Raw genomic sequence first — 12,150 nt, forward strand, 5'->3', positions numbered from 1 at the left:
CTCCTCGTCACGCTACGCTGTCGGGGTCAACAATGGCTCGCGCGTCACGGTTCCGCAGGGGAGGAGGAGAGGCATGCAGGCGATCATCTTCGAGGTCTGGCCGCGGGACGGCCGGCGCGGCGACTACATGGCGATGGCGGCGGAGCTGCGCGGCCTGCTCGAGACGATTCCGGGCTTCGTCTCGGTGGAGCGCTTCGAGAGCCTGACCGAGCCCGGCAAGCTGCTCTCGCTGTCCTTCTGGGAGGACGAGGACGCGATCCGCGCCTGGCGCGAGACCCGCGCCCATCGCGTGGCGCAGGCTCTCGGCCGCTCGACGATGTTCGCCGACTACCGGCTGCGCGTCGCGGCCGTGTCTCGCGACTACGGGATGACGCGCCGCGACGAGGCACCCACGGACAGCCGGGCGGCGCACGGGTGAGCCGGCGCGGGCGCTCGGGCCGGCAGCGTGGGTCAATACGACCGCGGCAGGCCGAGCACGTGCTCGGCGAGGTGCGCGAGGATCAGGTTCGTGGAGATCGGGGCGACCTGGTAGAGGCGCGTCTCGCGGAACTTGCGCTCGACGTCGTATTCCTCCGCGAAGCCGAAGCCGCCGTGGGTCTGGAGGCAGGCGTCGGCGGCCTCGGACGAGGCTTCGGCTGCGAGCATCTTGGCCATGTTCGCCTCCGCCCCGCAGGGCGCGCCCGCCTCGTAGAGCCGTGCGGCCTCGCGCACCATCAGCTCGGCGGCGCGCACGCGGGCGTAGGCCCGGGCGATGGGGAACTGCACACCCTGGTTCCGGCCGATCGGCCGACCGAAGACCACGCGCTCCCGGGCGTAGGCGCTCGCGGTCTCGACGAACCACTTCGCGTCGCCGACACACTCCGCGGCGATGAGGATCCGCTCGGCGTTCATGCCGGTGAGGATGTAGCGGAAGCCGCGGCCCTCCTCGCCGATCAGGTTCTCGGCGGGAACCCGCAACCCGTCGAGGAAGACCTCGGTGGTGGCGTGGTTCATCATCGTGCGGATCGGGCGCAGCGTCAGCCCGCGGCCGAGCGCCTCGCGCATGTCGACGAGGAGGACGGAGAGCCCGTCGGTGCGCTTGGCGCAGGCGTCGCGCGGCGTGGTGCGCACGAGGAGGATCATCAGGTCGGAATGCTCGGCGCGGCTCGTCCAGATCTTCTGGCCGTCGACGACGTAGTGGTCCCCCTCGCGCCGCGCGACCGTGCGCAGCGCGCCGGTGTCGGTGCCAGAGGTCGGCTCGGTGACGCCGAAGGCCTGGAGCCGCAGCCGGCCGGCGGCGATCTCCGGCAGCCAGCGCGCCTTCTGCGCCGGCGAGCCGTGCCGCAGCAGCGTGCCCATGACGTACATTTGCGCGTGGCAGGCGGCGCCGTTGCCGCCGGAGCGGTGGATCTCCTCGAGTATCGCGGCGGCCGCGGAGAGCGGCAGGCCGACGCCGCCGTGCTCCTCGGGAATCAGCGCGGCGAGGTAGCCGGCCTCCGTGAGCGCCGCGACGAACGCGGCCGGGTAGCGGCCCTCCCGGTCGAGCGCGCGCCAGTATGCGCCGGGGAAGCCGGCGCAGAGCCTCGCCACGGCCTCGCGGATCTCGGCATGATCCGCCCGCGCGTGGGCCTCGACCGCCTCGTGGGTCTCCATCGTCGGTCCTCCTCGCGCCGTGCCGTCCTGCCCGTCGTAGCGGGTGAGCGGCGTCGCGGGAAGGCGTCGGACCGAGGCAGGGCCCAGACGGCTCTTCCGGTCGAGCGGACGAGCCGATCGGGAAAAGCGAGCCGATCGGGACGGCGGGCCGATGGGGACGACCACGACGGCATCCGCGCACAGCTCCCCGCGCGCGCAACGCCTTAGCCGAACGTCTCAATTACCGATCCTGGAATCTCGTCCATAAAGTGGCGCAGGCTCGGCTACGCGCAAGCGGACCCGGGCAGCCGCGTCGCGCCGGGGAGGTGCGAGCCGGATGCGAGACCGACGGAACAACGTCGGCACTGAGCGCCGGTTCCTGGGGGTCGCGGTGGGAGAAACGCCAAGCCATGAGGTGGGCGCCGTCATGATGAGCCAAAACGACCGAGATCAAAGCTATTGGAAGGCGAATCTAAGCCTCGTACGCAACTGCCTGATCGTATGGGCGGTGATCGCGTTCGGGTTTTCGATCGTCTTCCGTCCGCTCCTGTCCGGCATCTCCATCGGGGGAACCGACCTGGGCTTCTGGTTCGCGCAGCAGGGATCGATCATCGTCTTCCTGGCGCTGATCTTCTACTACGCGTGGCGGATGAACAAGCTCGACCGCGATTTCGGCGTCGAGGAGTGAGGCGGGGACGATGGAAACGCAAACCCTGATCTACATCGTCGTCGGCGCGACCTTCGCGCTCTACGTCGGCATCGCCATCTGGGCCCGGGCGGGCTCGACGGGCGAGTTCTACGCCGCCGGCCGCGGCGTCCACCCGGTCACCAACGGCATGGCGACGGCCGCGGACTGGATGTCGGCGGCCTCCTTCATCTCGATGGCCGGCCTCATCGCCTTCACCGGCTACGGCAACTCGTCCTTCCTCATGGGCTGGACGGGCGGCTACGTGCTGCTGGCCATGCTGCTGGCGCCCTACCTGCGCAAGTTCGGCAAGTACACGGTGCCGGAGTTCATCGGCGACCGCTTCTACTCGCAGACCGCACGCCTCGTCGCCGTCGTGTGCCTGATCATCATCTCGGTGACCTACGTCATCGGTCAGATGACCGGCGTCGGCGTGACCTTCGCGCGATTCCTGCAGGTCGACACCTCGACGGGTCTCTTCATCGGCTCGGCGGTGGTGTTCGTCTACGCGGTCCTCGGCGGCATGAAGGGCATCACCTACACGCAGGTGGCGCAGTACGTGGTGCTGATCACGGCCTACACGATCCCGGCGATCTTCATCTCGCTCAACCTCACCGGCAACCCCGTGCCTCCGCTCGGCCTGTTCTCCGAGCACACGGCGTCCGGCCAGCCGCTGCTGCAGCGGCTCGACGAGGTGATCGTCGGCCTCGGCTTCGCGCAGTACACCACGCTGAACACCTCGATGTTCAACATGGTGCTGTTCACGCTCGCGCTGATGATCGGCACCGCGGGCCTGCCGCACGTCATCATCCGCTTCTTCACCGTGCCGAAGGTCGCCGACGCCCGCTGGTCCGCCGGCTGGGCGCTCGTCTTCATCGCGATCCTGTACTTCACCGCTCCGTCGGTGGGTGCGATGGCGCGCCTCAATATCGTCGACACGATCCAGATAGGGGAGGTCGGCTCGCCCGAGGGCAACCTCGCCTACGAGAACCGTCCGGACTGGTTCCAGACCTGGGAGACCACCGGCCTCCTGCGCTTCGAGGACAAGAACAACGACGGTCGCATCCAGTACTACAACGACGGCAACGCCGCCTTCGCGGCGCAGGCGCAGGAGTGGGGCTGGGCCGGCAACGAGCTGACCGTCAACCCGGACATCCTCGTGCTCGCCAACCCGGAGATCGCCAACCTCCCGGGCTGGGTCATCGCGCTCGTCGCGGCGGGCGGCCTCGCGGCCGCGCTCTCCACCGCGGCGGGTCTCCTGCTCGCGATCTCGTCGGCGATCTCGCACGACGTGCTCAAGAGCGCGGTCATGCCCACCATCTCGGAGAAGGGCGAACTCATGGCCGCGCGCATCTCGATGGCGGGTGCCATCGTGCTCGCGACATGGCTCGGGCTCAACCCACCGGGCTTCGCGGCGCAGACCGTGGCGCTCGCCTTCGGTCTCGCGGCGTCCTCGATCTTCCCCGTGCTGATGATGGGCATCTTCTCGAAGCGCATCAACAACCTGGGCGCGATCGCGGGCATGCTCACGGGCATCCTGTCGACCTGCCTCTACATCTTCACGTACCTGGGCTGGTTCTTCATCCCGGGCACCAACATGATCGCCAACACGCCGGAGAACTGGCTCTTCGGCATCGCCCCGGCCTCGTTCGGCGTGGTCGGCGCGATCCTCAACTTCGCGGTCGCCTACGGCGTCTCGCGCGCGACCGCCGCTCCCCCGAAGGAGATCCAGGATCTCGTCGAGAGCGTGCGCATCCCGCGCGGTGCCGGCGGCGCCGTGGCGCACTGAGCCTCACGCTCCGTACGCGTCGCACCCGGGTTGATCTTTCGGGTGCGACGCGGACACTCTCGCGGAGCCCGCACGCGGGCTCCGCACGCGCATCCGCCCCGCGGATCCGCAGGACACATCGCCAGGAAGACCCGCAGATGACGCAGCCCGCGTCCAGCGCCTCGACCGCCGACAGCGCGCCGCACGAGGCGGCGAGCACGTTCCTGGCGCGCCATCATCCCTTCGACCTCCTGCCCGAGGACGCGCTCGCCGCCTTCGCCGCGTCGGGCGAGGTCCGCACCCATGCCGACGGCGGGGTGCTCCTGCGCCACGGCATGCCGGCGGCGCGTGTCGAAATCCTGCTGTCGGGCGCGGTCGACGCCTTCTCCGCGGAGGGCGAGCGCGTGACGCGCTACGCGCCGGGCGAGGCGGTCGGCGCCCGCGCGATCCTGCGCGAGAAGCCCTCCAGCGTCCGTGCGGTCGCCATTGCGCCGACCCGCACCCTCGCGGTGCCCGCGAGCGCCTTCCTGGCGCTGCTCGCCGCCCATCCCGCCGTCGACGCCTTCTACGACCGCCTGCGCACGTCGGCCGCCCGGCGCGCGCCGCCGCGCGAAGTGCCCGGCGAGAGCGGGCTCGCCGCCCCCCTCTCCGACGTGATGACCGCGGACCCGGTCTGCGTCTCCCCGTCCACCTCCGTGCGCGACGCGGCCGCGCTGATGGCCGAGCGCGCGATCTCCTGCGTGCTCGTGGCGGACGAGGCGGGGCGTCTCGTCGGGCTCCTGACCACGGGAGACCTGACGAGCCGGATCGTCGCGCGCGGCCGCTCGGCCGACACCGCCGTCGCCGAGGCGATGACGCCCGATCCGGTCACCCTGACGCCCGACGCGCTCGTCTACGACGCGATGGTGCTGATGTCCGAGCGCGGCTTCGGGCATCTGCCGATCGCGCGCGGGGGGCTGCCGGAGGGAATCCTCACCCGCACCAACCTCGTGCGCCGCCAGACCATCTCCGCGATGTACCTGCTGGCGGACATCGCCAAGGCGGCGGACGGGTCGGCACTCGCGGGCGTCGTGGCGAAGCTGCCGGAGCTGCTCGTCCAGCTCGTCGGATCGGGCATGCCGCCACACCGCGTCGGCCACGCGATAACCGGCGTCGCCGACGCGGTGACCCGCCGGCTCCTGGCGCTCGCCGAGGTGCGACTCGGCCCCGCGCCGGTTCCCTGGCTCTGGCTCGCCTGCGGCAGCCAGGGGCGGCGCGAGCAGACCGGCGTGTCCGACCAGGACAATTGCCTGATCCTCGACGACGCCTATGACGAGGCCCGCGACGGTGCCTATTTCGCGGAGCTGGCGCGCGTCGTCTGCGACGGCCTCGACGCCTGCGGCTATTTCTATTGCCCCGGCGAAATGATGGCGACGACGCCCCGCTGGCGCCAGCCCCTCGCCGTCTGGCGCGGGTACTTCGCCGGCTGGATCGCGAGGCCCGACCCGATGGCGCAGATGCTCGCCTCGGTCATGTTCGACCTGCGCCCGATCGCGGGGGAGGCGGGCCTGTTCGCGGGGCTGCAGGGCGAGACGCTGGCGGCCGCGCGCCAGAACAGCATCTTCCGCGCCCACATGATCGCGAACTCGCTCAAGCACACGCCGCCGCTCGGGCTGTTCCGCGGCTTCGCGCTGATCCGCTCCGGCGAGCACAAGGACGCGGTGGACCTGAAGCACTCCGGCGTCGTGCCGATCGTCGATCTCGCCCGCGTCTACGCGCTCGACGGCGCCATCGCAGCGGTGAACACCCGCGAGCGGCTGCTGGCCGCACGCGAGGCGGGGACGCTCTCGGAGAGCGGGGCGGCGGATCTGATCGACGCCTACGATCTCGTGAGCGAGACGCGGCTCGCGCACCAGGCGACGCAGGTGCGCGCCGGCACCCGGCCGGACAACTTCCTCAAGCCGTCGAGCCTCTCGGCGCTCCAGCGCAACCATCTCAAGGACGCCTTCGGCGTCGTGAAGGGCCTCCAGGCCGCGCTCGCCCACGGGCGATCGGCGGCCTGAGGCACATACGGGAACAATCGGTCCATGTGGTTCAACCTGATAGCGGTGGTGGTGCTGGGCGTCGCGGTGGCGGGCGTGGTGATGCTCGCCTTCAAGGCTGTGGGCAGGAAGCCGCCACGCTGGATCCTGCCCGTCATGGCGGGCGCGGCGATGATGACCTACACGCTCTACAACGACTATTCCTGGTTCTCCCGTACCGCCGGCGCCCTGCCGGGGACGGTGACGGTCGCGCGGACCTACGAGCAGACGCACCCGCTCCAGCCCTGGACCTACCTCGTCGCGCCGGTGAACCGCTTCGTCGCCGTCGGCACCGTCGTGGCGGCGCCCGGCGATACCGGATACCGGCTCGCCGAGGTCCACCTGCTCCAGCGCTACGTGCCCACCGCGACCGCCGCGATGGTGTTCGACTGCGCCGGTGGGCGGCGGGCGGATCTCGTCGATCTCGACGGTTTCGACGCGAGCGGGCAGCCGGTCGGGGGCGCGTGGCGCCCGCTCGCGCAGGACGACCCGCTGCGCGCGATCGTGTGCGAGCGGGGAGGGCCGCCGAGCGCGTGAGGCGCGAGGCGGCACGGTCGGGGCGAGCGCGGAACCTACCGCGCCGCTCGAGAGGACGCCCGGGGAGGGCACGAGGAGGTGGCGATGGTGGCGAGACGCGTTCTCGTCGCCGAGGACGAGGAGCCGATGCGCGTCGCGCTGGCGCGCCTCCTCGCCGCGGCGGGGCACGATGTGGAGACGGCGGGCGACGGCGAGGCGGCGCTCGCCGCCCTGCGCCGCGCACCGCCCGATTGCGCCGTGCTCGACGCGATGCTCGCGGGCCGCGACGGCTGGGACCTCTGCCGCGCCGTGCGCGCCGACCCGGCTCTGGGGGGCATCCGCATCGTGCTGACGAGCCCGCGCGGCCGGCCGGTGGACCGCGAGAAGGCCCGGGCGCTCGGCGCCGACGCCATGCTGACGAAGCCCTTCGGCTTCGCCGATCTGATGGCAGCGCTGGCCGGCACCGAGGCGGCGCCATGAACCCCGACCGCTGGTCGCTGCGCGTGCGCATCTTCCTGTTCTTCGCGCTGATCGCGCTCGGGGCGGGGGCGGGGATCGTGGGGGCGCTCGTCTACGTGGGCCGCGCCCTCGAACCCGCGAGCGCGGCGCCGCTGGTGCTCGCCGGGCTCGTCGCGAGCGGGGTGACGATCGGGCTCACGGCGTGGGTCTGGCTCAAGTTCGACGAGCACGTGGCGCGGCCCCTCGTCGCCATCGCCGCCGACGTGCGCACCGCCGTCCACACCCGCGCCGCACGCCAACCGCCCTCGCTCCAGCGGGGCCGCTATCTCGGCGTGCTGGCGCCCGCGGTGGCCGAGTTCGGGCAGGCGCTCGACGAAGCCCGGCTCGAGGTCGATGCCGCGGTGGCGGCGGCGACCGCTCGGGCCGATCGGCAGACGCGCAACCTCGAGATCGTCCTGCGCGACCTCCGCCAGGGCGTCGTCCTCTGCACGCTGGCCCACAAGGTGACGCTCTACAACCGGCGCGCCCTGGAGATACTCGGCGCCTGCGGCGAGATCGGGCTCGACCGGCCGTTGACCGAGGTGCTCTCCGGCCGCGTGCTCGCCCACACGCTGGAGCGCCTGGAGGACCGCTTCCGCACCGGCCGTCACCAGATCCACCGCGACGGCCTGACCACGACCCTCGTCGGCGCGACCGCCAGGGAGAACGCTCGCATCGTCGGGCGCATGTCGCTGATGCTCGACCCGGACGGCGCGCGACCGACCGGCTACGTGCTCTCCTTCGAGGACGTGACGAACGCGCTCGCCGCCGGCGTGTGGCGCGACCGGCTGCTCCAGGACGGCATCCGCGACATGCGCGAGCGCGTCGCCGCCCTCGCCCTCGCGGGCGACCTGCTCGCTCGCCGGGAAACGCCCGACCGCGAGGACGTCGCCTTCGCCCGCGACCTGCTGCTGCGCGAGCCCGCCGAGCTCGGCGACCGGCTCGACAGGCTGGAGGAGGCGGCCTCCGACCTCGTCTCCGGCGCCTGGCCGATGGCGACCACCCATTCGCCGACGCTGTTCCAGCTCGTGCGCGTGCGCCGCTCGGAGGGGCGCGACCTCGTCTTCGAGACGCACGGCGAGCCCTGCTGGCTGCGCTGCGATTCCGCCTCGATCACCGCGCTCGTGGAGCATCTCCTCAACCGCATCGCGGTCCATGCCGGCACCGAGGCGTTCCGGCTCCGCGCGGTGGCGGAGAACGGGCGCGTGCGCCTCCTCGCTTCCTGGGCGGGCGAGGCGCCCGCGCCTTCCATGGTGGAGACATGGCTCGCGGAACGCCTGGAGGACGGCGCGGGGGCGGTGACCGGGCACGACGTGCTCGCCCGCCACCGGACGGACCTGTGGTGCGTGCCGGACGCGGCCGCGCCCGGGCGCGCGCGACTCGAGCTGCCGCTCGCGGCCGCGCAGGAGGAGGACCTCCCCATCGCCAAGGCGCCGGTACCGGTGCCCGAGCGGGCGGAGTTCTACGATTTCGGGCTCCTGGGGAGCCTCGCGCCGACGCCCCTCGACGACCGCCCGCTGCGCGCGCTCACCTTCGTCGTCCTCGACACCGAGACGACCGGGCTCGACCCGGCGCGGGACGCGCTGTGCTCGATCGCCGGTGTGCGCATCGTCAACAACCGGCTGATGACGGGGGAGCTCTTCGACGTCCTCGTCGATCCCGGCCGGCCGATTCCGCCGGCGTCGAGCCGGGTGCACGGCATCACCGACGCGATGGTGGCGGGTGCGGAGCCCGCGAGCGTGGTGCTCGCGCGCTTCCGCGCCTTCGTCGACGAGGCGGTGCTCGTCGCCCACAACGCCGCCTTCGACCTCGCCTTCCTCGAGCGCGGGGAGAGGGCGGCGGGCGTGTCCTTCGCGGGACCGGTCCTCGACACGGTGCTGCTCGGCGCGCACCTCTTCGGCACCCAGGAGAGCCTGACCCTCGATGCGCTGGCCGCGCGTTTCGGTGTCGTCATCCCGCCGGAGGCGCGGCACACGGCGCTCGGCGACGCGCGGGCGACGGCGCGGGTGCTGCTGGGCCTCATCCCGCTGCTCGAGGCCGATGGCGTGCGCACGCTTCGTGACGCACTCGCCGTCTCCGACAAGCAGGCGCGGCTGCGGCGGCGGATGGCGGCGCAGGGGTGACGCCGAAAACACTCATGAGAATGTGAAATACGATAATTCACACCTCGGCTATTGACGTCTTCTCGGATCGTTCGTTATACCGAACGACATGGCCGCTCGGCTCCTTCCGCCGAGCCGGTTCGCGCCCAGCCCGACCAGGGGTTCCCGCCGACCCGATCTCATCCGAGGACCGCCCGATGACGCTCAATCGCCGCACCTTGCTCGCCGCCCTCGGCGCGGGCATCGCCGCCCCGTTCGTGCTGACGAACCGGTCCGTCGCGCAGGACGCGCCCGGCCGGATCACGGTCGACTACGCCACCTACAACCCCGTGAGCCTGCTCCTGCGCGAGCGCGGCTGGCTGGAGGAGGCGCTCGCCGCCGACGGGATCGCCGTGCGCTGGGTGCAGACGCTGGGCTCCAACAAGGCGCTCGAGTTCCTCAACGCCGAGGCGATCGACTTCGGCTCGACGGCGGGCGCGGCGGCGCTGGTGGGGCGGCTCAACGGCAACCCGATCCGTACGATCTACCTCTACTCGCGCCCGGAATGGACCGCCCTCGTCACCCGGCCCGACACCGGCATCGAGACGGTGGCCGACCTCGCCGGGCGCCGCGTCGCCGTCACCCGCGGCACCGACCCGCACATCTTCCTGGTGCGCGCGCTCGCCGGTGCCGGCCTGACCGAACGCGACGTGCGCCTCGTCCTGCTCCAGCATCCCGACGGGCGGCTCGCGCTCGAGCGTGGCGACGTCGACGCCTGGGCCGGCCTCGACCCGATGATGGCGGCGGCCGAGCTCGAGAGCGGCGCGACGCTCTTCCACCGCGACCCCGGCGCCAACACCTTCGGCACCCTGAACGTGCGCGAGAGCTTCGCGCAGGCCCACCCGCGGATCGTCGAGACGGTGCTCGCCGCCTACGAGCGCGCCCGCGCGGAGGCGATCGCCGACCCGGCCGCGCTCGCGGCGGTTCTCGGCGACGTCACCCGGCTGCCGCCGGAGATCGTCGCGCGCCAGCTGGAGCGCACCGACATCACGAACCCGGTCCTCGGCGCCGACGAGCGCGAGACTATCCGCGCCGCGGGCGTCGCGCTCGTGGAAGCGGGCGTGCTGCCCGCGGGCTCGGACATCGACGCCACGCTCGACGCGCTCATCGACACCGGCTTCACGGTGGCCGCGCGATGAGCGCAGGGGAGGGGAGCCTCGCGGCGCGCCCGCCCGAGCGGTCGGCTCCGCGGATCGGCTGGCGGCTGCCGCGCCCGGGTGCCGGGGCCGGGCTCGGGCGCTCCCTCGCGCTCGGCCTCGCCCTGCCGCTCGCGGCGGCGCTCGGCTGGGAGGCCGTGGTCGCCGCGGGGCTGGCGCAGGGGCGGCTGCTGCCACCGCCGTCGCGGGTGATCGCCACCTTCGTGGATCTCCAGGCGCGCGGCGAGCTGGTGCTCCACGTCGCGACGACGCTCTGGCGCGTGCTCGTCGGCTTCGGGCTCGGCGCCGGGGCGGGCCTCGTGCTCGGCGCGATGTGCGGCGCGAGCCGATTCGCCCGCGAGACCCTCGACCCGACGCTCCAGGCGCTGCGGGCCATCCCCTCCATCGCCTGGGTGCCGCTGTTCATCCTGTGGCTGGGCATCTTCGAGGCGTCGAAGGTGGCGCTGATCGCGGTGGGCGTGTTCTTCCCGGTCTATCTCGGGGTGTGCGACGCGATCCGCTCGATCGACCGCAAGCTGCTCGAGGTCTCGCGCGTGTTCCGGCTCTCGCGGGTCGAGACCGCGCGGCGCATCCTCGTTCCCGCAGTGCTGCCGGAGACGATCACGGCCCTGCGCTCGGGGCTCGGTCTCGGCTTCATGTTCGTCGTCGCCGCCGAGTTCATGGGGGCGTCGGAGGGGCTCGGCTACCTGCTCGTCGACGGCCAGCAGATGGGCAAGCCCGACCAGATCCTGGCGGCGATCGTCGCCTTCGCACTGCTCGGCAAGGCCTGCGACCTCGTGCTGGTCGCGGCGACGCGCCCCCTCGTCGCCTGGCAGGACGTGGCGCGCGAGCGCCTCTGAACACGAACCCCCGGAAGGGAGACCCGCCATGCTCGCCATCGAGCGCCTCTCGAAGACCTATGCGGACGGCAAGCGCGCGCTCGCCGACGTCGACCTCGACGTGCGCCGCGGCGAGATCGTCGCGATCGTGGGCGGCTCGGGCTGCGGCAAGACCACCCTGATGCGCCTCCTCGCCGGGCTCGACCGGCCGAGCGCCGGCACGATCGCCATCGACGGCGAGGCGGTGCGCGACCCCCATCCGAAGATCGGCGTCGTCTTCCAGGAGCCGCGGCTCTTGCCCTGGCTCGACGTCGCGCGCAACGTCGGCTTCGGGCTCTCGAGCCTGCCCGCCGCCGCGCGTTCGGCGAAGGTCGCGGACGCGCTCGCGCGCGTCGGCCTCTCGGAGCACGCCGAGCGTCTGCCGCGGGATCTCTCGGGCGGCCAGCAGCAGCGCGTCGCCATCGCCCGCGCCTTCGCGGCGGGGCCCGAGGTGCTCCTCCTCGACGAGCCGTTCTCGGCGCTCGACGCCTTCACCCGCGCCGACCTGCACGCGCATCTGCTCGCGCTGTGGAAGGCGACGGGGCTCACCATCGTGATCGTCACCCACGACGTCGCCGAGGCGGTGGTGCTGGCCGACCGGGTGATCGTCATGCGTCCCGATCCGGGGCGGATCCACGACGAGGTCGAGGTGCTGCTTGCGCGCCCCCGCGAGCGCGCGAGCCCGGGCGTCGAGGCGGTCTCGCGCACGCTCTACGCCGCGCTCGACGAGGCGCGGCGCCCCGCCGCCCGCGAGAGCGAGCAGGAGACGGCGGGGCTGTGGTGGTAGCGCCGCGCGGGACGCGGAGACGGCTGCCGTCTTCCTGGCGATGACGCGCCTGCCGCGGGCCGCCCGACGG

Annotated in this window: 11 protein-coding genes; 10 read left to right on the top strand and 1 reads right to left on the bottom strand. The window is 72.5% G+C overall.

From position 1 onward, the window contains the following. Positions 1–73: 73 nt before the first annotated feature. Positions 74–418, top strand: a complete 345-nt coding sequence (locus AB9M23_RS18230) for an antibiotic biosynthesis monooxygenase family protein (protein WP_372426009.1) — start codon at positions 74–76, stop codon at positions 416–418. A gap of 32 nt (positions 419–450) precedes the next feature. On the opposite strand, the gene AB9M23_RS18235 is transcribed toward AB9M23_RS18230, so the two are convergent. Next, positions 451–1,632: an acyl-CoA dehydrogenase family protein gene (locus AB9M23_RS18235; protein WP_372426010.1), complete on the bottom strand. Its 1,182-nt coding sequence runs from the start codon at positions 1,630–1,632 to the stop codon at positions 451–453. A gap of 406 nt (positions 1,633–2,038) precedes the next feature. Between AB9M23_RS18235 and AB9M23_RS18240 the strand changes: the two genes are divergently transcribed. The 9 genes from AB9M23_RS18240 to AB9M23_RS18280 all read left to right on the top strand — a co-directional run bounded on the left by AB9M23_RS18240 (position 2,039) and on the right by AB9M23_RS18280 (position 12,080). Further along, on the top strand, positions 2,039–2,299 hold the full coding sequence (locus AB9M23_RS18240) for a DUF4212 domain-containing protein (protein ID WP_443726255.1): 261 nt from the start codon (positions 2,039–2,041) through the stop codon (positions 2,297–2,299). Between the two features lie 10 nt (positions 2,300–2,309). Continuing rightward, on the top strand, positions 2,310–4,085 hold the full coding sequence (locus tag AB9M23_RS18245; protein WP_372426011.1) for a sodium:solute symporter family protein: 1,776 nt from the start codon (positions 2,310–2,312) through the stop codon (positions 4,083–4,085). 137 nt (positions 4,086–4,222) lie between these two features. Beyond that, complete coding sequence (locus AB9M23_RS18250; protein WP_372426012.1) at positions 4,223–6,106, top strand: putative nucleotidyltransferase substrate binding domain-containing protein; 1,884 nt, start codon at positions 4,223–4,225, stop codon at positions 6,104–6,106. 24 nt (positions 6,107–6,130) lie between these two features. Further along, positions 6,131–6,661 (top strand): hypothetical protein, encoded by a 531-nt coding sequence (locus AB9M23_RS18255; RefSeq protein WP_372426013.1) that lies wholly within the window; start codon positions 6,131–6,133, stop codon positions 6,659–6,661. Between the two features lie 84 nt (positions 6,662–6,745). Then, a complete protein-coding gene (locus AB9M23_RS18260; RefSeq protein WP_372426014.1) occupies positions 6,746–7,120 on the top strand; it encodes a response regulator transcription factor in 375 nt (124 codons plus the stop codon). Next, positions 7,117–9,261: a 3'-5' exonuclease gene (locus AB9M23_RS18265; protein WP_372426015.1), complete on the top strand. Its 2,145-nt coding sequence runs from the start codon at positions 7,117–7,119 to the stop codon at positions 9,259–9,261. Before AB9M23_RS18260 ends, AB9M23_RS18265 begins: the two co-directional genes overlap by 4 nt. Before the next feature lie 176 nt (positions 9,262–9,437). After that, entirely contained in the window at positions 9,438–10,418 is a 981-nt protein-coding gene (locus AB9M23_RS18270) for an aliphatic sulfonate ABC transporter substrate-binding protein (RefSeq protein WP_372426016.1), read from the top strand. After that, positions 10,415–11,275 carry an ABC transporter permease gene (locus AB9M23_RS18275; RefSeq protein WP_372426017.1) on the top strand — a complete coding sequence of 287 codons (861 nt, stop codon included), beginning with the start codon at positions 10,415–10,417 and terminating at the stop codon, positions 11,273–11,275. The genes AB9M23_RS18270 and AB9M23_RS18275 overlap by 4 nt, the downstream gene beginning before the upstream one ends. A 28-nt stretch (positions 11,276–11,303) precedes the next feature. After that, positions 11,304–12,080, top strand: a complete 777-nt coding sequence (locus AB9M23_RS18280; RefSeq protein WP_372426018.1) for an ABC transporter ATP-binding protein — start codon at positions 11,304–11,306, stop codon at positions 12,078–12,080. Positions 12,081–12,150: the final 70 nt, after the last annotated feature.

This window comes from Salinarimonas chemoclinalis (assembly GCF_041514305.1).
GTDB classification, from domain to species: Bacteria; Pseudomonadota; Alphaproteobacteria; order Rhizobiales; family Beijerinckiaceae; genus Salinarimonas; species Salinarimonas chemoclinalis.

Coding starts and splice junctions, on each gene's coding strand:
- AB9M23_RS18275 (WP_372426017.1), top strand. CDS start 10,415: ATGAGCGCAGGGGAGGGGAGCCTCGCGGCGCGCCCGCCCGAGCGGTCG.
- AB9M23_RS18265 (WP_372426015.1), top strand. CDS start 7,117: ATGAACCCCGACCGCTGGTCGCTGCGCGTGCGCATCTTCCTGTTCTTC.
- AB9M23_RS18250 (WP_372426012.1), top strand. CDS start 4,223: ATGACGCAGCCCGCGTCCAGCGCCTCGACCGCCGACAGCGCGCCGCAC.
- AB9M23_RS18235 (WP_372426010.1), bottom strand. CDS start 1,632: ATGGAGACCCACGAGGCGGTCGAGGCCCACGCGCGGGCGGATCATGCC.
- AB9M23_RS18260 (WP_372426014.1), top strand. CDS start 6,746: ATGGTGGCGAGACGCGTTCTCGTCGCCGAGGACGAGGAGCCGATGCGC.
- AB9M23_RS18280 (WP_372426018.1), top strand. CDS start 11,304: ATGCTCGCCATCGAGCGCCTCTCGAAGACCTATGCGGACGGCAAGCGC.
- AB9M23_RS18230 (WP_372426009.1), top strand. CDS start 74: ATGCAGGCGATCATCTTCGAGGTCTGGCCGCGGGACGGCCGGCGCGGC.
- AB9M23_RS18245 (WP_372426011.1), top strand. CDS start 2,310: ATGGAAACGCAAACCCTGATCTACATCGTCGTCGGCGCGACCTTCGCG.
- AB9M23_RS18240 (WP_443726255.1), top strand. CDS start 2,039: ATGATGAGCCAAAACGACCGAGATCAAAGCTATTGGAAGGCGAATCTA.
- AB9M23_RS18270 (WP_372426016.1), top strand. CDS start 9,438: ATGACGCTCAATCGCCGCACCTTGCTCGCCGCCCTCGGCGCGGGCATC.
- AB9M23_RS18255 (WP_372426013.1), top strand. CDS start 6,131: ATGTGGTTCAACCTGATAGCGGTGGTGGTGCTGGGCGTCGCGGTGGCG.